Source organism: Enterococcus sp. DIV0213h, from assembly GCF_051711285.1.
GTDB classification, from domain to species: domain Bacteria; phylum Bacillota; class Bacilli; order Lactobacillales; family Enterococcaceae; genus Enterococcus_D; species Enterococcus_D casseliflavus.
Window position 1 is genome coordinate 3,600,326 of sequence record NZ_JBIOMH010000001.1, and the last position, 21,023, is coordinate 3,621,348.

Sequence of the window (21,023 nt, forward strand, 5' to 3'; positions counted from 1 at the left end):
CATATTTACTATAATACTATTGATACAGGAGGCGGATATTTTGCGAGATGAAAAAATTTTAATCGTTGATGATGACCCTGCGATTCGGCGGCTGATATGGAAATCTTTACAGTCGACGGGTATTTTGATCTACCAGACCGATTCCGTTGAAAAAACGATTGCGATCAACTCTCGTGTCAGCTTTGATCTTTTTTTACTGGATATCAGTTTAGAGCATGAAAATGACGGCTATCATTTGGCACAACTGATTCGGGAAGAAAACCCCACGGTGCCGATCGTTTTTTTGAGCGGAAAAAGGGACGAAAAAGACATGATCAACGGCTATGAGATTGGCGCTGATCACTACATTACGAAGCCTTTTTCACCGGCACTCTTAAAAGCACAAATCGTTTCGATTCTTGATCGCCGCAACGTGCTGCGAGAAAAAGGGATCGCCAAACCGGAAGGCGATCTGTGCAGCGGCATGTTTCGTTTTGACCAAAAACGCTATCAGTTTTTCAAAAATGATCAGCTCATCAAGTTGTCTTCAAAAGAAATCATGCTGATGCGCTTTTTCATGGAAAATCCGGATCAAGTGTTCTCGAAAGAACAGATTTACAGCAATGTCTGGCAAGACGGCCAATTCGATGCCAATACCGTGATGGTTTTTATCAATCATCTGCGAAACAAAATTGAAGACGAGCCGAAGCACGCCCGCTTTTTGAAAACCGTTTGGGGGATCGGCTATACCTTTTTACCAGAAGGAGACGCCTTCTAGCTGCAAGAAATAAAGCGCCAAGGCTAAAAGATCCGCCGAGCCGCCGGGACTCAAATGGCGTGCGATCAATACTTGATCATAGGTCGTTAATTCACGAAGCAAGTCTGTATCCGACAGATTGGCTTGGTGAATTTTTTGCATCTCCTGCTGCACGGTCTTCATCGCCTCGTAACCTCCTCGGTGGACGAGGTTGCTGTCTTCGGTTTCACTCATTAGATAGACTAACCCGCGCAACAAGGAAACGGAGGTTTTTTGCGGTTGCTGCCGCAAGTACTCCAGCAGTTTTTTGACCGTTGGATACCCAGCTGCAGCTTCTCCACGAATCCCCATCGTGCCGTAGGTCAAATAATTTTTTTCCCCGTAAGACAACTGGTCTTTGTGGGTGATTTGCTGCAGGTCTTGCTTGACCAAATGCTGGCAGATATCAGCGGCAAGCTGCAGGATCTGATTGGTATCTTCAGCCGTCAGCTCCGCCTTGCCATTTTGTTGATAATAGACTCCTGTCGCCCCCAACAAAACTGCAAAGGAAAAATTTGCCCCTTTGTGGGTATTGATGCCTTTGGTTGCCCGAAGCATCGCTGTTTCTGCTTCTTGACCGATCCCTCGTAACTGGTCAAATAGCTGGATCAGCGAGCCTGTATGGGCAAAGCCCGCTTGGCTATAGCGCTGAAAAAAAGGCGCCAAACAAGTGATACTGTTGATAAAGGTAAACACATTCATGTCCTGATGCGCACCAGAGGAGCAAGGATCTACTAAACCAGGCTTGGGTGCTAACGCTACCTCATAATGCAGCGCATTGACTGCATAGTTGCTGGCGGTAAAAAGACGGGAATCAGTCAATTTTTCTTCGCTCCATTTCAGCAAGAATAAATTGCAGGGAGTGATCCAAATGTTCATGGGTCAACAACGTGATCTGTTCCGTGTCATTAGTTCTCATGCCGCGATAAATCAGCCAATGTTCCGCCAATGCCGCATCCCTTCTTCTAGAAGAGCGAATCGCAATGTCACGAAAATACACGAGGTACGCTTGCAGATCTAGCACGATACTTTTTAACCGCAGCATTTGACTTTTTTCGTAAATAAACGCATTGAAGTCCGAAAAGTTTTTCAAGACCCCATCCACATCATCCTCACGATTCAGCTGTTCGCCATGTTCTAACAAGCAGCGCATTTCCTGGAAATCTTCCTCAGTCATCAAGTCCATCGCTTTGATGGTCGCTAACGTATCCAATGATTTGCGGATATCGTAAATCTCATAAGCATCTTTGATACTGATCCCTTTTACGACGATGCCGATTTTTGGCACATGCTCCACCAGTTTTTCAGCCACGAGCTGAGTCATGGCGTAACGAATCGGGGTTCGGCTGATATTTAGCGTATCGGAAAATTCTTTCTCATTGATGCGAGAGCCTGCGGGAATATCTCCTAAAATGATGGTTTTTTTGAATGCTTCATAGATCAAATCTTTTAATGGTTTATTTTTGGTCAGATCCAGATTTTTATTTACTGCATCAATAATTGGATTCATGATTTACTCCTATCATACTAAAAACAAATGAGATTTTTGGGAAAAAATAAGTTTATCGATAAACAAGGAAAACTACCGAGCAAAATGGCAGCCTGCTCGATAGTTTCTGTATGAAATTACTGTGGAATATAAAACGGCATGTGACCTAATAGCACGATCGTAACGACGAAGATCACGAAAATCCCCAGTGCGTATTTCGCAGCTTCTTTTTGCCATTGTCCCATATCTAAGCCCGTCAAGCGCAACAGCAAGTAGATGAAGGCAACCAATGGACTTAACAAGTGGAACGCTTGGCCCATTAAAGAGGCTAAGGCCATCTGCATATTGGTGAAGCCATACGAACGACCTGCTTCTGCTAAGACTGGCAGGACCCCAAAGTAAAACCCGTCATTGGAAATAAAGAAGGTCCCAGGTGCAGAAATCAGGGCGATGACTAAGCCCCAGAAACCAGCCAATTGTTTAGGGATGATTTGCGTGAAGCTATTCGCCAAAGCCGTTGCCATCCCTGAGCCTTGGAACAAGCCCATGAAGACGCCTGCTGCAAAAACTAAAATTACGACTTGCACAGCGTCGCCGCCGTTGGCACCGATCCGTGACGACTGGTCTTTCAAGATTGGGTAGTTGACCATCAATGCGATACACGTACCTACTAGGAATAACAAGATTGGTGGTAAAGCGATACTAGAGATAAAGGAACTTGCTACTAACCAGCCAATCAAGACGATCGTTAAGATACCGTTGAAGACAAAGTTTTTCGGACGGCGGATCGCTAATGTATCAGGATCAGTCACAGTTGTCATTTCTAAAATCTCATCATTCGTCAGCTCGGTAACTCCTAAACGTTTCCGTTCTTGGATCCCCATTCTGCGAGCTACAAAGAAAACCACATAGAGCAGAGACAAAATCATTCCTGGCAGCAGATAAGAAAGAATATCCGCATCGACTTCCAGCACGGCCATTGCCCGAGCAGTTGGTCCGCCCCATGGCAACAAGTTCATGATGGTATTTTGCAAAATGATCAAGACACCAAGGTTCATCATTTTCATATTCAACTTCTTATAGATGGGAATAAACGCAGAACAACAGATCAAGGTCGTGGTCGTTCCATCACCGTTCAAAGAGACTGCAGCGGCAACGACTGCCGTTGCCATCAAGACTTTCATCGGATCGCCTTTAGCAAAATAAATCATTTTTTTCGTGATTGGATCAAACAAACCCGCATCCAACATAATCGAAAAGTACAAAATCGCAAACAGCAACATGATCCCTGTGTTGGCTGTGGTGGAGATTCCCTCAAGGACAAAATCACCGATATTGCCTTTTTCTGAAACACCAGCAACCATCGCAACAAGGGTAAATAGTAATGGGATAATTACTAAGGATGTAAAGGGTGACATTTTTTTCTTCATGATGACGAACATGAAGACAATAATCATAGCATAGGATAAAATCGTTAAGAACATTTTCTTCTTCCTTTCATGCATCGAAATGTGTAAGCGTTATCAAAAAACATTTTAAAAAAATTACAGGCCCGTAATTTGTTAGCGACAAGCGTCACTAGTTTGTGAATCTTTTTCTTTTCTTAAAGGAAATAATGTTATTGAATGCTTTACACGTCTAAGAATAAACAATCAAGAAATAGAAAAAAAGACCCGTTTAAAAAAAGAACAGCAAAAAAACAATTTCTCTTTTCAAATCTTATTTTTCGTTTAAAAAGTTCTTAATAGAATATTAACGCAAGAAAAACCTTGATAAATCAACGTTTACTAAGGTTTTTCGCTCTTTTTTTAAAAAAGGAACACTGAAAAAACAATTTTCAGCCGAAATAAATCTCGCTGATTGAACGGGAGTTTCTATAATGAAAGGGAACGAATCATTGAGAAAGGAGAAACCCATGAATCTTATTAAAAGATTGTTCAAAAAAACGCATGATGAACCTGATGCGCCTGTCAGCTCCCCTTTGAAGCCACAGGAAATGATAACGGATCCACCCGCGTCTGATTGGCAAGAAGTGTCGAGCTATCAGCCAGCGCCTGCAGAAGATTATCCATTAGTCAGTCTGATAGCCGCCGCACTAGGGGCTGAATGTTACCCTGAAAGTCAGTTTGTCATTCGAAGAATTGAGAAACGCAATCCTGAATTTAAGCGAGTCGCCCTGATTGCTGCCAGTATTGCCGCAGGAGAGCTGCCTGATTCTCAGTTCACAATCAAAAAAATAGCCAAAAAAAATGAAAACAAGTGAGGGAAAAACATGTTACGTAAATTTAAAATAGCGATCGATGGGCAAGAATACCTTGTCGAAATGGAAGAAATCGGTGCGCCGCAATCTACCGCTCCTGCCCCAGCAGTGCCAACACCGGCTCCTGCAGCGGTACCTGCTCAACCAGAGGCAGTCAGCACACCAGAACCAGAAGTAGCACCGCAGCCAGCGCCAGCTACGCTTCCTGCTGATGGCGAGCCGATTCATTCTCCGATGCCGGGAACGATTTTACGTCTCTTGGTCAATGTAGGTGATACTGTACAAGAAAATCAGTCGTTGATGATTTTAGAAGCCATGAAGATGGAAAATGAGATCGTGGCACCAAAAGCAGGAACCGTGGTTGCGATTGCAGTCAATGCGGGCGACATGGTCAACCCAGGAGAACTGCTGATTACGATCGGCTAATTTATTGAAAAGGAAGTGACGTAGTGGAAACGTTAATTGAAGGTGTAGTCGGGTTAGGATCGGAGCCGGGACGGATCGTTATGATGTTCATCGGTGGTCTATTGATGTATTTGGGAATCAAGAAAGAATATGAACCGACCTTATTAGTACCCATGGGATTGGGCACGTTGTTAGTGAACTTCCCGAACTCAGGTGTGTTAAGTGCTGGCGGAGAAGCTGGCCCGTTCCAAGTATTGTTTGATATGGGGATCTCAACTGAATTGTTCCCCTTGCTTTTGTTTATCGGGATTGGCGCGATGATCGATTTTGGTCCCTTGCTGCAAAATCCATTTCTTTTGTTGTTTGGCGCTGCTGCGCAATTCGGGATCTTCTTTACGATCATCGTTGCCGTGTTGCTTGGTTTTGATTTAAACGACGCAGCTTCCATCGGGATCATCGGCGCTGCTGACGGTCCGACTTCGATTTTTGTCGCAAATACGCTGAACTCGAAATATATGGGTGCGATCATGGTAGCAGCTTACTCTTACATGGCGCTAGTGCCGATCATTCAACCAGTTGCCATCAAAGCAGTGACGACCAAGCATGAACGAAAAATTCGTATGTCGTATCGTGCCGGCGAAGTTTCGCAAACGGCCAAAATTTTGTTCCCGATCGTGATCTCGATCGTAGCAGGGTTAATTGCACCTGTTTCATTGCCACTGGTTGGATTTTTGATGTTTGGAAATCTCTTACGGGAATGTGGTGTCTTGGATCGTTTGTCCATCACTGCTCAAAACGAACTAGTGAATATCATTAGTATCCTCCTAGGTTTATCAATTTCTGTGAAAATGCAATATGAAGAATTCTTACAAGTCGATACATTGATGGTTATTGGTTTAGGGCTGGTTGCCTTCGTGATGGACTCGGTCGGCGGCGTGTTGTTTGCGAAAGTGCTGAACTTGTTCCGTAAAGAAAAAATCAATCCAATGATCGGTGCCGCTGGTATCTCTGCGTTTCCAATGTCTAGTCGGGTCATCCAAAAAATGGCGACAGATGAAGATCCGCAAAACTTTATTTTGATGCATGCAGCCGGTGCCAACGTTTCAGGACAGATTGCTTCGGTCATCGCCGGTGGCTTACTGCTGGCACTGATTGCTTAGGTCACTAGAAAGGAGAGGAAAACTATGAGTCAAGATTTACTGACTTCATTTGAATTGTTGTTATTCGGTTGGGGCGGCGTCTTTGTCGTGATCCTGATCATCTACTTCGCATCCTTGCTTTTGTCGAAGCTCTTCCCAGTAAAAAAATAAAGAAGGCATTGTATGTATACCTTAAAAAGAATCTGGCTGCAAAAAGATCCAGAAGTCTTTTTGCAATGGCAAAAATTGATTACTCATGCTGGCTTAGCCGTCGGTGAAGAAGTAGCCTATACCGTCGGCATTTTTGACCAGCAAACCTTGATTGCTACTGCTTCTTGCTATGCCAATATCATCAAGTATGTGGTGGTCTGTGAAAAAAGACGCTCCGAACAGCTGTTGACGCAATTGATTTCACACCTTAGCGATCATATCAAAGACGAAGGCTTCACCAAGTCCTTCGTCTATACAGCACCGAAAAACCGCCTGTTTTTTGAATCCCTCGGGTTTCGTGAAGTGCTGGCAGCACAAGACATCTTGTTCATGGAACAAGGCGTTCCTTCTTTTGAAAGCTATGCCCAGCAACTGCAACGGCAGCGAATTGGACAAAACAACGGCGCGATCGTCATGAACGCTAATCCTTTTACCAAAGGACATTTGTACTTAGTCGAAACGGCTGCGAGTCAAAAAGAACAGGTTTATGTGTTCGTTTTATCAGAAGACCGCTCGCAATTTTCTACCAGCGAACGGCTGCAGATGGTGACGGATGGTGTGGCTCATCTGCCAAATGTAACGGTGCTGCCGACCAACAACTATCTCGTCTCTTCGGCGGTCTTTCCCAGTTATTTCTTGAAAGAGCAAGCACCTGAGGCGATCGCCAAAAAACAAGCCGCCTTTGATGCAACCCTCTTCAAAGAAAAACTTGCCCCGCTGTTGGCGATCACTACGCGTTTTGTAGGCTCAGAGCCTTACTCGCCCGTGACCCAACTCTACAACGAGGCCATGGCTGCCGTTTTTTCACCCGAGCTTGAACTGATCGTGATCGACCGTCTGAAGATCAACCAATCAACCGTTTCGGCTACAAACGTTCGGAAAGCGATTGCAGAAAAAGATTTACTTTCCTTGCAGCAATTTTTACCAGAAACAACGTTCTCATTTTTAATGCAGCATAACTATATTTAGAGGTGATAATAAGTGGAAATCAAAAAAAGTGCGGTTGCTGGCTCTGTTGAATCCAGTGATATCTTGATCGCGATCGAGCCTACCACAACCCAAACCATCGAGCTGACCCTCGATAGCAGTGTCGAAAAACAATTCGGCAAACAAATTCGCGCCGTCATCCTTGAAACGCTGAACCATCTAGGCGTGACCCAGGCCAAAATCACCGCCACCGATAAAGGCGCCTTGGACTGTACCATCAAAGCCCGAACTCTGACCGCCGTTCATCGGGCCGCCGAACAAGAACAGTATGCTTGGAAGGAGATCGACACATGGAACGTTTAAGAAGAACGATGATGTTTGTACCAGGAGCCAATGCTGCCATGCTACGAGATGCACCATTGTATGGCGCCGATTCCGTTATGTTTGATTTAGAAGATGCGGTCTCCTTGAATGAAAAAGACTCCGCTCGGACACTGGTGCATTTTGCCTTAAAAACCTTTGACTATTCTGCCATCGAAACCGTCGTACGCATCAACGGCCTCGACACGGTGGGTGCCCTTGATATCGAAGCGATGGTCCTAGCGGGGGTCAACGTCATTCGTCTACCGAAAACCGAAACCGCCCAAGACATCATTGACGTTGCCGCTGTGATCACACAAGTAGAAGAAGAAAACGATCTGCCTGTAGGAACCACCAAAATGATGGCTGCCATTGAGTCTGCCGAAGGCGTTTTAAATGCCCGAGACATCGCTACAGCTTCCGATCGTTTGATCGGGATCGCTTTAGGGGCAGAAGATTATGTCACCAATATGAAGACTCGTCGCTACCCAGATGGGCAAGAATTGTTGTTTGCCCGCAGTATGATCTTGCATGCAGCTAGAGCTGCAGGGATCGCCGCCATCGATACCGTCTTTTCTGATATCAATGACACCGATGGCTTTATCGCTGAAACGACTCGCATCAAGCAGCTTGGTTTTGACGGAAAATCAGTGATCAATCCACGGCAGATTCCCCTAGTCAATGGGATCTATGCGCCTTCAAAAGCCGAGATCCAACAGGCCAAAGAAGTGATCTGGGCCATTCGCGAAGCCGAAAGCAAAGGTTCTGGTGTGATCTCCTTGAATGGCAAAATGGTCGATAAACCAATCGTTGAGCGAGCGGAACGCGTGATCGCCCTTGCCAAAGCAGCGAAATTGATTACCGAGGAGGAAGTGTAATTATGGTGTTAAACAAAGCAGGAAAAGACATCCCTGAATGCTATGCCAACCAATACGGGGTCTTTGAAAATGAAACGGCCAATATCCATGCCTACAAAGAAGCGAGTCGCAAGATCGAGCCAGTCCTGCCAGGCAAAAGCAAGGTCTTAGGCAGCATACGTGAAGCCATTGAAAAAACAGGTTTAACGGACGGCATGACGATCTCCTTCCACCATCATTTTCGCGAAGGGGACTTTATCATGAATCTCGTTTTGGACGAGATCGCAAAAATGGGCATCAAGAATCTTGCGATTGCCCCTAGTTCCATCGCGAATGTCCATGAACCATTGATCGGACATATCAAATCTGGGGTCGTGACCAATATCACCTCTAGCGGTCTGCGGGACAAAGTCGGTGCCGCAATCTCCGAAGGCATTATGGATGCCCCAGTCATTATCCGTTCTCATGGCGGTCGTGCTCGTGCGATTGCCGCCGGCGATATCCACATCGATGTCGCTTTCTTAGGAGCGCCTAGCTCAGATGCGTATGGCAACGCTAATGGCACCGTCGGAAAAGCAACCTGCGGCTCATTGGGCTATGCGATGGTCGATGCAAAATACGCCGACCAAGTCGTGATCGTCACCGACACCCTGGTGCCGTTTCCAAATACCCCAATCAGCATTCCCCAAACGGATGTCGATTATGTCGTGGAAGTCGACGCCATCGGTGATCCTGCAGGGATCGCAAAAGGTGCGACCCGCTTTACCAAAAATCCAAAAGAATTGCTAATTGCTGAGTATGCAGCCAAGGTCATCACGAGCTCGCCTTACTACCAACAAGGCTTCTCCTTCCAAACTGGAACAGGCGGTGCCGCATTAGCCGTTTCTCGTTTTTTACGCGAAGCAATGATCCAAGATGAGATCAAAGCCAGCTTTGCCCTTGGCGGCATCACCAATGCCATGGTGGAACTGTTAGAAGAAGGATTAGTGGAAAAACTGATCGATGTCCAAGACTTTGATCATCCTTCCGCACAATCGCTAGGAAAAAACGCCAATCATTACGAGATCGATGCCAATATGTATGCCTCACCGTTAAGCAAAGGGGCGTTTATCAATCAATTGGATACCGCCATTCTTTCCGCACTGGAAGTCGACACGGATTTCAATATCAATGTCATCACCGGTTCTGACGGTGTGATCCGCGGTGCTTCTGGCGGCCACTCAGATACCAGTATGGCGTGCAAAATGAGCTTAGTGATCGCTCCTCTCGTGCGGGGACGGATCCCAACGATCGTCGATACCGTCAACACGATCGTCACGCCAGGCGCCAGCATTGATGTTGTCGTCACAGAAATCGGGATCGCCATCAATCCAGCTCGCAAAGACCTGATCAGCCATTTTGAAGCATTGGATATTCCCCAATACACCATTGAAGAATTAAAAGAAAAAGCCTACAGTATCGTGGGTCAACCCGAACCCATCAAGTACGGGGAAAAAACCGTCGCTTTGATCGAATACCGCGATGGCACGATCATTGATGTGGTCAAAAATGTCTGATGCCCTATTTTCAGGAACCCCTGTGACGCTAACCGACATGCTGCAGGCGCGAGAAAATAGAAGCTCCCTTCAACGGGAGCTTCTCGCTGCGGATGAAAAAGCGGCATTGCTTGTTGCCACCATGAATATTCCTGGTCCCGTGAAAAATTCTGCCCCATTGACCGCAGTTTTTGAAGAACTCATTACGGAAATCGAAGAGGTCGTCAAGGAACTAATTCCACTGGCAAACCTCTACCGCAGTTTGGAGACCGGACCAGAATATTATCTCGTACTGCCCACAGATCCTTATGAACTAAAACGAATGATGGTTCAGATTGAGACCAATCATCCTTACGGCCGGTTGGTGGATCTTGATGTCTTAACCAAAACCCAAGACCAGCTTTTACCTATCAGCCGCACCGAAATTGGACTGCCTGCAAGAAGCTGCTACATCTGTGAGCAAGACGCCAAAGTTTGTGGCCGTTCTAGAACTCATAGCGTAGCAGACATGCAGCAGCAGATCCGTAAAATCATTCAGGAAAGAGTGAAAGAATGAAAAAAATCCAATTTACCGAAACCGTCTTGCGGGACGGCCAACAAAGTCTGATCGCTACACGAATGCCTACCAGCGATATGCTGCCGATTCTAAAAACCATGGACCAAGCAGGCTACCATGCCCTGGAAATGTGGGGCGGCGCGACCTTCGATGCTTGTCTGCGTTTTTTAAATGAAGACCCATGGGAAAGATTGCGGGCGATCCGCAAAGAAGTGAAAAAGACCAAACTGCAAATGCTCTTACGGGGACAAAATCTCTTAGGCTACAAAAACTATGCCGATGACGTCGTTGCTGACTTTGTGACCAAATCGGTCGAAAACGGCATCGACATTCTTCGTTTGTTTGATGCCTTAAATGATGTCCGCAATTTGGAAACTGCCATCCGTGCCACAAAAGCAGCGGGTGGACACTGTCAAACGGCAATCTCTTATACTACTAGCCAGATCCATACCGTGGATTACTTCGTTGACCTTGCCAACAAAATGGCAGACCTCGGCGCAGATTCTATCTGTATCAAAGATATGGCAGGCGTTTTGACGCCGCAGACCGGCTACGAGTTGGTCAGCCGAATCAAAGACGCGGTCGATCTGCCGCTGGAAGTCCATACCCATGCCACCAGCGGCATTGCTGAGATGACTTACTTGAAAGTTGCGGAAGCTGGCGCAGACCTCATTGATACTGCCATCTCCTCTTTTGCTGGCGGCACCAGTCAGCCAGCGACCGAATCTGTGGCGATCGCCTTAGAAGATTGCGGCTTTGCTACTGGACTTGATTTGCAGAAAGTCGCTGAGATTGCAGAACATTTCAATCCCGTTCGTGATCGTTTCCGTGAAGAAGGGCTGCTGAATCCGAAAGTCAAAGACATCGAACCCAAAACCTTGATCTATCAAGTACCTGGCGGCATGTTGTCGAACCTACTCAGCCAATTGACGGAACAAGGATTGCAAGACAAGTATGAAGAAGTCCTAGCAGAGGTACCAAAAGTCAGAGCGGACTTGGGTTATCCACCGCTAGTGACCCCATTGTCGCAAATGGTCGGCACTCAAGCCTTGATGAATGTGATTTCAGGAGAACGCTACAAACTTGTCCCAAGTGAGATAAAAGATTACGTCAAAGGACTTTATGGACAATCGCCAGCACCCCTCAGCGAAGAAATCAAAGAAACAATCATCGGAGATGCCGAAGTGATCACCGTTAGACCAGCGGATCTACTGGCACCACAACTGCCAGCCTTTCGGGAAGAAATCGCTGAGTATGCCAAAAGCGAAGAAGACGTGCTGATGTACGCCCTCTTCCCTCAGCAAGCCCAAGACTTTTTAGGCCGACGAGAAGATCCCTTTTATGACGTCCCCTTACAGACAGTGTCTGTGAGGATTGCGGTGGATTAACAATGAAGCCAGAAATAGAGAAAACAACTTAAAGTACCCCTCACAAATTCGCTTGCTTTAGCAAATTTGTGAGGGGTATTACCATCTATAGGCTGTTTCTTTTTTTTTACTAATCAGCAGTGCAAAAATACGTACGCCACTGCCACTCCACCAATAAGCTTGCATTAATCGCTTCTCGCTCACGTATTTTGGGTAGCTGAGAAGCCAGGATTGTGCTTTCGCTCCATCCATTCTATAATCAGCTAAAAGAAGCGTTTTAAAGGAGGGTCTAGCCATGCAACGATACATCGCTTTATTAAGAGGCATCAATGTCGGTGGAAAGAACAAAATTTCTATGAAAGAATTGAAAGCCGGTTTTGAAGAACTGGGGTTTAGAGATGTGGTCACTTATTTGAATAGCGGCAATGTGATTTTTTCCAGTGAAGGGTATGATCCACAAGCCCTTGCCGAAATGATTAAAGCAATGATCAAACGGTACTTTTCCTTTGATATCGCTATTTATATCATTCGCCAAACAGAGCTGCAGGAACGCTTGACCCATATACCTGAATGGTCAGGAACGGAAGATAAAACCATCTATGACAACCTGATCTTTTTGATGCCTTCACTGACCTACGAGGTGTTATCTGAAAAACTCGGGGCTCCAAATGCCGACCTTGAACAGGTTTTCCCTTACAAAGACGTCGTCTTCTGGTCCTACATCCGCAAAGACTATCAAAAAACCAATTGGTGGAAAAAAACAGCCAGCACCAGCGTCGGTAAACAGATTACGATTCGGACTATCAATACCGTAAGGAAGATTGCGGAGCTGTGAGGAATAGCAAGCCTTCTAATAATTATAAAACCCGTCAGGTAGACTCTTCTGACGGGTTTCTTATAACATTCTAATGTCTCATTAGTTCTCGTTACTACTATTCGTGACGCACTTTAACTGACGTTAAGTTTCTACGCAATCATCCCAACTAGAAGCAATAAACTACCGAGAATAATAGATTTTCACATCGTGTCTTTCTATAATGAATATCTGTGATAAAACAAAAACCAAGCACTAAGAAGTAATTTTGAGGCAGCTAGACAACAATATAACTGAAGACGAGAACGAAAGAAAAAATTCTTATTCGCAACATTCGATTACGAAAAAGATACATATGAACATCTATTATTAGCCATCCTTTTTACTAGCTCACATTTTAGTTAACCTTTTTATCTATCCTAACTGCTATAAAAACTCTCTCGCACGTTCTTTAACATGCTGCTATTGTTCCAACTTCTTTATTGCTAAAGCTAAGCAGCCGATCAAACCTGCATCGTCAGCGAGCATTGGAGTTAGTAAGTATTCTTCAAGAGCAGGGGTATCCACATAGGAACCCATTTTTTCTTTAAACGCTTGGCGAATCAACTCGAGTAGTTGCGGCTGTTTCATTACACCCCCACCTAAAATTATTACTTCCGGTGCATATAGTAACGTTGTGTTATACACACACTGAGCAAGATAATCTGCCTCAATCGCCCAATAAGGATGATCAAATGAAATGGTCTGGGCTTTTCTTCCAAAGCGTTTTTCAATCGCGGGGCCTGAGGCTAACCCTTCCAAACAATCATGATGAAAAGGACAGATTCCTTCAAATTGATCTTCATTATGACGTTGTAAGAGCATATGTCCCATTTCAGGATGACTGAAACCTGTGACTATTTTTCCATCGACTACAGCACCACCACCAACACCAGTACCAACGGTGTAATAAAGAACACTATTTTTACCTTTTCCATACCCTGCCATATATTCTCCATAACAAGCAGCATTTACATCGGTAGTCCAATAGATGGGAACCGACAAGGCGTTTTCCAAAGCTCCTACAAAATGATAATTTTGCCAAGCTACCTTCGGAGTGTTGGTGATATATCCGTAAGTTCTTGATTCGATTTGAATATCAATTGGCCCAAATGCTCCTACACCAATTGATGCGATATTTCCTTTGTACTTATCAAAGAAATCAAACACTTGCTTCATCGTTTCTTCTGGTGTTGTGGTAGGAAAACTTTTCCGTTCTATCACTTGTAATTGTTCGTTACCAATCCCACAGACAAACTTTGTTCCACCAGCTTCTATCCCGCCATATAACATTTTATCTACACCTTTCATTCACTCATTTTCAAAAAAAGAAACGTATTTGCACTAAGCAAAATCGTTTCTCACTAAAGATTTCGTTGTTCCACCTTCACCAAATTCAATCGGCAATACGGTACGTTTTTCTACTGTCTCTCCATTAATGACAGCAATTAATTTTGCCACTGCCACTTCCGCCATTTGCTTTGTAGGTTGGGCAATTGTTGAGACGAGATAAGGGTCTCCTTCTGTCATCTTTTGACCATCAAATCCGATAACTTGGACATCCTCTGGTACGTTTTTCCCTATTTTTTCAAGCATACCAATGACAGCTAATGCCATCGGATCGTTGATCGTAAAAATCCCATCGATATCGGGATTCTCTAACAAAAAATTTGTTACACGTTCTGAGAGATGGTCTAAAGGTTCTAACATATCTAACGCTTTATAGGAAATCCCCAGTTGACGGCACTCGATCTCAAAATATTTTCGACGACTCTTCGTTTCATTCGGTGTTTCTTGGTACCCACCGATATATGCTACATTCTGACATCCTCGGCGATAAAGTTCATTTGCAGCCAAACGTCCACCGGCCGCATTGTCAGCGGTCACATAAATCACCTCTTCAGTGAAATAACGGTCAATACTAACAAAAGGCAGATTACTCGAAATGTATTCATCGATATCTGAATAAGTAATTCCAATGATGCCGTCTACTTTATTTTGGCTGACCATCTGGATATATTCTTGTTCTTTTTCACTATTACCACTGGAGTTACACAAATAAAGCTTGTAGTTTTGTCTTTCTAATGCTGTTTCTACATGGTAGGCAAATTCGCCAAAAAATGGATGCCATACAGTGGGTAGAATCAAAGCAACCGTATTCGTATGCTTCATCTTTAACCCCCGGGCATAAAAATCTGGTTGATAGTTTAACTCTGTCATTGCTGCTTCAACTTTTTCTCTAGTAGAAGCTTTAACAGAGCCGTTATTCAATACCCGGGAAACAGTTCCTACTCCGACACCTGCTAATTTTGCGACATCTTTCATTGTTGCTTTCATAGTTGATCCCTCACATTTCTGCACAAGTTTAGTATAATGAATTTTGTCATAAATTACTAATTTTTTCAAAATACTAATAGCAAAGCCATGGGAAATCTAGCTATCTGTTCTTTTCTAAAAATATTATCCTTCAAAACCTATTAAATAATTGATACACCGCCTAAGCAATCAAACATTTATTTCACACTCGCTGTTTCAAAAGCTTGAATACGACTTTCTCCAATCGAATGAAACAAGATATCTCGAGCTTTTTCCAGCTCATAGAAAGTAGCCGTCATAACTTCTAAACCATTAATAAAGACTTCAACTGATGAGGTATCTCTAAAAATCTCAAGAACGAGCTGATTATCAATCAAAGGTACTTCAACTTTTCGGACATTCAGAGATTCTTCTTCCGCCCCTGTAAGCTCTCTTCCTAGTTTCTGACGATCCAATTCAAAAACCTGTTTAGCAGTGTCATAAGTTAGTTTGAGACAATCCGTCTTAGACCGCAGTAATTCAATTGTAAAAACTTCTGCTTTCTCCAAATCTGCGACTAGATGTAAATATGAAGAATCCGACAGTGCGTTTCGAAATACGACTGATGTGTCAGTCACTGCGATATTTTCACTGCCTTGTTGATAAACTAAATGACTATATACAGTTGAGATGGGCTTTTGTACCAATCGATTTTTTTTCACTCTTAACTCTCGGGGCAAACTCATAGAGCCTGCCCAAAGATGGCCTAACTCATGTGTAGGCAATGTACGATCCCACATCTGCATCCAAGCAATCATCACCCGTCCACCATTAGGATCTGTTGTTGTTTGTGGTGCATAAAAATCCATTCCAAAATCCATTTCATGGAAATTATCAACTATCATCTGACCTGTTTCCCAGTTTACCTCACCAATACAAGCCATGGTAGAACTGATATTATGATATTCCAGTCCGTTCTTCTTGATTTGTATCGGAGACATGATTAAGACATCTCGTCCGTCTAAATGGAATAAATCAGGACATTCCCACATTATTCCTTGCTCTGAAGTCCCTTCTAGCAACACAGAGTAAAAGTGCCAAGTATACAAATCTGACGATTGAAACATCACTATTCTACCAGTAGACTGTGTAGATTTAGTAGCTACTACCATATAGTAAGCATCGTTGTGAACAATTACTTTAGGATCACGAAATTCTTGTATCAGCCCATTTTCACCTAGCTGTTTTTCTGCTACCACAGGATTACCACTGTATTTGCTAAAATGAATACCATCTTCAGAGACCGCCAAACATTGATGCTGATGGCTAATACCATCAATTTCTTGACAGCCTGTATAAAATAAATATAGTTTTCCGTCTCTTTCAATTGCACTTCCTGAGAAACACCCGCCGCTGTCATAAGGTTGATCTGGGGCTAACGCTACTGGTAGATCTTCCCAATGGACCAAATCACTACTGCGCGCATGCCCCCAATGCATGGGCCCCCATCGACTATCGTAAGGATAGTATTGATAGAAGAGATGGTAATGCCCTTTGTAATATATAAACCCATTGGGGTCATTTATCCACCCGATGGGTGCGGAAAAATGATAGTTTTGTCGATACTGAGGGTTAACTTTTCCTCGCATCATTTCAATAAATCGATTTGCTTTATCCAAAATCGCCGTTTCTTCTACTAACACTTAGTGTGCTCCCTTCAAAAAATTATCATAGCCAGTTTGTTTTATTTGAATCCATTCTTCCAAACCTACACGTTCCAATTCAGCAAGGTATTCTTCCCATTCTTCATCGATTTTACCGCCGGTGATCCACTCTGCTCTTTTGCGATAGATGTAATCCCACATATCTGTTTCAATTTTTGCTAATCGATCTGTTTCTTCTTTTTCTAAAAAGACACGTGGATAGATATTGTCTTCTGTAATATATGGCAAATACGTGTCATGCATCAAATCTAAACGCCACTTCGCATCATCTGGCATAGTAGTGACTGTGCCGTAATAAGAATCAAGAACTGCTAATGGTCCTCCAGCTTCGGTTTTTTGTCTTAGTTCCCCCGGTGCTGTCCCCTCTAAAGGCAAATGTTTTAACATACCATCCTTTAATTCAAAAATATTCGCCTGTGCTTCATCACCGTAGGTTCCCCAGTTATTTTGGACAGACTGTAACGGTTCATACATTTTATCTATCCACCTAGCTGTAAGTTCCAAGTTTTTATTCGCACTAGTAATTACGAAACGATCTCTTGAGAAACCCATGCCATTCGTACGAGTAACGTGTTTCGTTCCATCTGGTCCCGCTAAGACTGGCAAGACGTCATAACTATCATCTGCACCCGTGATATTTGCTTTATCCCAAGTAAAGTACACGCCATACTTATGTTCTTTCCCTTTGGCAACATACGTATTCCAATCTTGTTCGAAAGCCTCTTTATCAATAAGACCTTTATTATTCATTTCGTTGAAATATTTGATGGCTTCTTTATACCCTTCTTTGTTAGCAGTAAATTGTACTTGGCCATCGTTATCAACGACTAAGTGGTCATCATTATCACCTAGACCGAATGCCCCCATTAAAAATTTTAAGTCTTCGTTTCCTCCATTGTTAATAAAGCTAAAAGGAATTTCATCTGCTTCACCATTACCATTTGGATCTTGCGTCTTGAAAGCCTCCAACACAGTCATCAACTGATCAGTGGTTTGCGGCATTTCAAGACCCAAATTATCCAACCACTCCTTGTTGATCCAAGCCATCCCATTTACTGTATGAATCGACTCTTTTCCTTCGCCTAATTCTTCAATCCAAGGCATAGAGTAAATGTGACCATCAGGTGCAGTAGACATTTGTCGGTATTCGGGGTTTTCATCAAAAATTTTCTTCAGATTTGGCATATAATCTTCGATCAAATCTTCAATCGGTACAATAACACCACTTTCCGCCCAGTTTAATAAATCATAGTCACCTGCAGCGGCGTTGAAGATGGCATCTGGTAAATCACCACTAGCGATATCCAAATTTCTTTTTTCGGCAAAATCACTACTGTAGTTTGTCCAATCAATATGGAGATTGGTCTCTTCTTCTAATCGCTGGAAAATCAATTTGTCATTAGGATCATTGGGAGCCAAAGGGGCACTTTGAGACATCATTTTTAAAGATACTTTTTCTTTCAATGGAAAAGAGACATTTTCTAGTTCATAATCAGGGCTTGATGTACTCTTTTCTTTTGAGCCTCCACAAGCCCCCAAAATTAGTACGGAAGTAAAAACGATTGGCAGCATCCATTTTGCTTTCATCTTAAAATCTCCTTTATAATTTTTATTCATACAAATAGTGAACAATACTTATCCTTTAACAGAACCAACTAAAACACCTTTATCAAAATATTTTTGGAAGAAAGGATACATTATGATTAATGGCAGACTAGAAATGACGATCGTTGCGTATTTAATCAACTCAGCAATTTGTTTCATTTCTGCCATGGCTGTATTGGCTCCCACCATGTCTTGTGAGGGTTGGTTTTGGATCAAAATATTTCTTAATACAAGTTGCAACGGCTGTAAGTCGGGATCTTTGATATAGATCATGGCGTCAAAGTATGAATTCCATTGTCCAACAAAGGCATATAGAAACAACACGAACATAATTGGTTTAGCTAATGGAAGCATGACTTTGAACAGTATTTGCAAGTCATTGGCCCCATCGATAGTAGCAGCTTCAGAAAGTTCTTTTGGCAAAGCACTAAAATAGGTACGCGCTAAGATAATATTCCACACATTTATAGCACCTGGTACGATAATCGCCCATACACTATCTAACATGCCCAAGTTCTTTACCAATAAATAGGTAGGTATCAAGCCGCCACCAACGAACATTGTAATGACAAAAAAAGTCATAATAATCTTTTTCCCAGCCAAGTTAGGTCGAGACAAAGGATACGCAGTGATCATCGTAATAAATACAGTCAATAAGCTGAAGCTAAAAGAGTAAAACAACGAATTTATAAAACCGCGTAAAATGGAGTCATCTGCAAGTACCCGTTGATATCCTTGTATTGTCCAATCTTTCGGATTGAAGCTTATACCTTTATTGATCAAAGTAGCTGGGTCCATAAAAGAAGCTACCAGTACATAAATCAGCGGAACAATGGTGATGACGACTAAAAAAGTTACAATCACTCGATTCAGCCATAAGATTTGACGGTCGATTTTTGATAAAGCACTATTCATAATTTTCTCCTTTCGTTACAAGCCTTGACCATCGTTTAGCCGCTTGGTTATATTGTTGACAATCAGTAATAAAACGACATTAATAATCATATTGAACAGACCAACAGCAGCAGAGTAGGCATAATCACCTGATTGCAAGCCGACTTTGTATACATAAGTGGAAATGATTTCTGAGGCAGGGATGTTCATTGAAGTTTGCATCAAGTAGGCTTTTTCATATCCTACATTCATAATACCGCCGGCGGCCAAGATGAAGCTGATCACCATCACAGGCCTCAATGCAGGCAAATCGATATGCCAAATCTTTTGTAAAATATTTGCCCCATCGATATTTGCTGCCTCATATAAATCGGTACTGACTCCCGCCAGCGTCGCGGTGTAAAGAATGGATGACCAGCCGATTCCTTGCCAAATTCCCGATAAAATATAAATCGTTCTGAAATAAGCTGGATTAGACATGAACATAATTGGTTGCCCCGTAACCTTTTCTACTAACCCATTAATGGGTCCATTTGCGGATAGGAACAAAAACAGCATCCCCACGATAATAACTACTGAGATAAAATTCGGCGCATATAGAATCAACTGGATTTTCTGTTTTATTTTTTTATTGATAATTTGATTCAAGCTCAGTGCTAAAATAATTGGTGGAAAAAAACCTAACAATAAACCATAAATGCTAATTTTTAATGTGTTGCTCAGCAAAAGCGTAAAATTTGGTGAACTGATAAATTCCCTAAAGTGATCTAGTCCTACCCAAGGACTTTCCAAAATTCCTAGCATAGGATTATAGTCTTTAAATGCAATCACAGCACCGTACATTGGCACATACTTAAAGATAAACGTCATGATGATACCTGGTAAGAGCAACAAGTACATCCACTTATCACGCCGCAACTGTTTCTTTAATTTTTCCCACTTCGAGATATTTTTTTTATCCCGTTGTACCGCCCTTATCTCACCACCTGGTCCCAATGTCTTTTCCAATTCAATCTCCTCCCGATACATTTTAGAAACGTTTCCATTTTTGTTTAAAAAAAAATTTAAATTTAACGAAGATACTTTTTGGAAACGTTCCCACTATTTTCGTTTATAGATTACCATAGCCATTTTTTTAAGTCAATATTTTTTTGTAATTATTCTTTCACCCACACTAAGCTTCCTTAAATTCATTTATGGTTTACGAAAATTGTTAAAATTAATGATCTCGATTATTTCATTAATCCTATTTTTTCTCTACTTTTCTAGCATTCTTCTTTTATGAGTTTACTTATCACAACTTGCATTCCCTAATCTATTTTCTAACAATCATTCACTGTTTAACCGTTCCAATCGGAAGATTATCTAGTTAATTATTTAAAAATAGCTCGGATTCACATTTATTTTTTGCTTTTTAACTAACTAAAAGCGAAAAGATAAGAGTTAAATTTGTAAATGTATATAAGGTTAAGAGCTGTTAGATGAGCTTTTTAGGGGAATCTCGGAAAACTAAAGATATTCAAAAAAATTGTGAGTTTACTCCAAATCAATACAAAGCTTTTCTTTCAAGTAATCAAGTTTTCTATAGAGACGCTTGCGCTTTCCTCCTATAGCAGTCCCATACTTAGTCAATCTCAACATTCAGCTACGAAATGCTTTTGCATATGAATGATCTGTGATCAGCTACTGATCAAATCTACAATAATCATTGTATTCTCGATGTAAGAGCGTTTAGATCACTACGCAAAAAGCTAGTCAGGGACTATTCCTAA

The 21,023-nt window shown here is 42.7% G+C and carries 21 protein-coding genes; 12 read left to right on the forward strand and 9 right to left on the reverse strand.

Annotated features, from left to right (window positions below; all coding sequences use genetic code 11):
* The first annotated feature begins 40 nt into the window (after nt 1-40).
* Complete coding sequence (locus IGI77_RS16855) at nt 41-757, forward strand: response regulator transcription factor (RefSeq protein ID WP_438770396.1); 717 nt, start codon at nt 41-43, stop codon at nt 755-757.
* Here IGI77_RS16855 and citG read toward each other — a convergent pair.
* The 3 genes from citG to IGI77_RS16870 form a co-directional block, all read right to left on the reverse strand.
* Nucleotides 734-1,597: a triphosphoribosyl-dephospho-CoA synthase CitG gene (citG, locus tag IGI77_RS16860; protein ID WP_438770397.1), complete on the reverse strand. Its 864-nt coding sequence runs from the start codon at nt 1,595-1,597 to the stop codon at nt 734-736. The two genes, IGI77_RS16855 and citG, sit on opposite strands and share 24 nt — an antisense overlap.
* Entirely contained in the window at nt 1,590-2,285 is a 696-nt protein-coding gene (locus IGI77_RS16865; RefSeq protein ID WP_005230494.1) for a GntR family transcriptional regulator, read from the reverse strand. The genes citG and IGI77_RS16865 overlap by 8 nt, the downstream gene beginning before the upstream one ends.
* Before the next feature lie 116 nt (nt 2,286-2,401).
* Complete coding sequence (locus IGI77_RS16870; protein ID WP_010748906.1) at nt 2,402-3,748, reverse strand: CitMHS family transporter; 1,347 nt, start codon at nt 3,746-3,748, stop codon at nt 2,402-2,404.
* 431 nt (nt 3,749-4,179) lie between these two features.
* Here IGI77_RS16870 and IGI77_RS16875 point away from each other — a divergent pair, with 431 nt between their 5' ends.
* The 11 genes from IGI77_RS16875 (at nt 4,180) to IGI77_RS16925 (ending at nt 12,715) form a co-directional block, all read left to right on the forward strand.
* Entirely contained in the window at nt 4,180-4,527 is a 348-nt protein-coding gene (locus IGI77_RS16875; protein WP_034869502.1) for a hypothetical protein, read from the forward strand.
* 9 nt (nt 4,528-4,536) lie between these two features.
* A complete protein-coding gene (locus IGI77_RS16880) occupies nt 4,537-4,950 on the forward strand; it encodes an acetyl-CoA carboxylase biotin carboxyl carrier protein subunit (RefSeq protein WP_438770398.1) in 414 nt (137 codons plus the stop codon).
* 23 nt (nt 4,951-4,973) lie between these two features.
* Complete coding sequence (locus IGI77_RS16885; RefSeq protein ID WP_010748903.1) at nt 4,974-6,089, forward strand: sodium ion-translocating decarboxylase subunit beta; 1,116 nt, start codon at nt 4,974-4,976, stop codon at nt 6,087-6,089.
* 24 nt (nt 6,090-6,113) lie between these two features.
* A complete protein-coding gene (locus IGI77_RS16890; RefSeq protein ID WP_008381833.1) occupies nt 6,114-6,239 on the forward strand; it encodes an OadG-related small transporter subunit in 126 nt (41 codons plus the stop codon).
* 12 nt (nt 6,240-6,251) lie between these two features.
* Nucleotides 6,252-7,247, forward strand: a complete 996-nt coding sequence (gene citC / locus IGI77_RS16895) for a [citrate (pro-3S)-lyase] ligase (protein WP_438770399.1) — start codon at nt 6,252-6,254, stop codon at nt 7,245-7,247.
* A 12-nt stretch (nt 7,248-7,259) separates the two neighbouring features.
* Entirely contained in the window at nt 7,260-7,568 is a 309-nt protein-coding gene (citD, locus tag IGI77_RS16900; protein WP_005230465.1) for a citrate lyase acyl carrier protein, read from the forward strand.
* Nucleotides 7,556-8,443, forward strand: a complete 888-nt coding sequence (gene citE, locus IGI77_RS16905; protein ID WP_005230463.1) for a citrate (pro-3S)-lyase subunit beta — start codon at nt 7,556-7,558, stop codon at nt 8,441-8,443. The genes citD and citE overlap by 13 nt, the downstream gene beginning before the upstream one ends.
* 2 nt (nt 8,444-8,445) lie before the next feature.
* The gene (gene citF / locus IGI77_RS16910) at nt 8,446-9,978 is read left to right on the forward strand and encodes a citrate lyase subunit alpha (protein ID WP_438770400.1); all 1,533 of its coding nucleotides are present in this window, start codon (nt 8,446-8,448) and stop codon (nt 9,976-9,978) included.
* Entirely contained in the window at nt 9,959-10,513 is a 555-nt protein-coding gene (gene citX, locus IGI77_RS16915) for a citrate lyase holo-[acyl-carrier protein] synthase (protein WP_026008125.1), read from the forward strand. Before citF ends, citX begins: the two co-directional genes overlap by 20 nt.
* Nucleotides 10,510-11,901: an oxaloacetate decarboxylase subunit alpha gene (locus tag IGI77_RS16920; RefSeq protein WP_438770401.1), complete on the forward strand. Its 1,392-nt coding sequence runs from the start codon at nt 10,510-10,512 to the stop codon at nt 11,899-11,901. The genes citX and IGI77_RS16920 overlap by 4 nt, the downstream gene beginning before the upstream one ends.
* A gap of 274 nt (nt 11,902-12,175) precedes the next feature.
* Nucleotides 12,176-12,715 carry a DUF1697 domain-containing protein gene (locus IGI77_RS16925; protein ID WP_438770402.1) on the forward strand — a complete coding sequence of 180 codons (540 nt, stop codon included), beginning with the start codon at nt 12,176-12,178 and terminating at the stop codon, nt 12,713-12,715.
* 441 nt (nt 12,716-13,156) lie between these two features.
* On the opposite strand, the gene IGI77_RS16930 is transcribed toward IGI77_RS16925, so the two are convergent.
* From IGI77_RS16930 to IGI77_RS16955, 6 genes are all read right to left on the reverse strand, one after another.
* Entirely contained in the window at nt 13,157-14,026 is an 870-nt protein-coding gene (locus tag IGI77_RS16930; RefSeq protein WP_061053450.1) for an ROK family protein, read from the reverse strand.
* Nucleotides 14,027-14,077: 51 nt separating this feature from the next.
* The gene (locus IGI77_RS16935; RefSeq protein WP_008381799.1) at nt 14,078-15,070 is read right to left on the reverse strand and encodes a LacI family DNA-binding transcriptional regulator; all 993 of its coding nucleotides are present in this window, start codon (nt 15,068-15,070) and stop codon (nt 14,078-14,080) included.
* Nucleotides 15,071-15,246: 176 nt separating this feature from the next.
* On the reverse strand, nt 15,247-16,731 hold the full coding sequence (locus IGI77_RS16940) for a glycoside hydrolase family 32 protein (RefSeq protein WP_034869507.1): 1,485 nt from the start codon (nt 16,729-16,731) through the stop codon (nt 15,247-15,249).
* Nucleotides 16,732-18,339 (reverse strand): ABC transporter substrate-binding protein, encoded by a 1,608-nt coding sequence (locus IGI77_RS16945; RefSeq protein ID WP_438770403.1) that lies wholly within the window; start codon nt 18,337-18,339, stop codon nt 16,732-16,734.
* Nucleotides 18,340-18,387: 48 nt separating this feature from the next.
* Nucleotides 18,388-19,272, reverse strand: a complete 885-nt coding sequence (locus IGI77_RS16950; protein WP_008381795.1) for a carbohydrate ABC transporter permease — start codon at nt 19,270-19,272, stop codon at nt 18,388-18,390.
* Between the two features lie 15 nt (nt 19,273-19,287).
* Nucleotides 19,288-20,280 (reverse strand): ABC transporter permease, encoded by a 993-nt coding sequence (locus tag IGI77_RS16955; RefSeq protein ID WP_438770404.1) that lies wholly within the window; start codon nt 20,278-20,280, stop codon nt 19,288-19,290.
* Between the last annotated feature and the right edge of the window lie 743 nt (nt 20,281-21,023).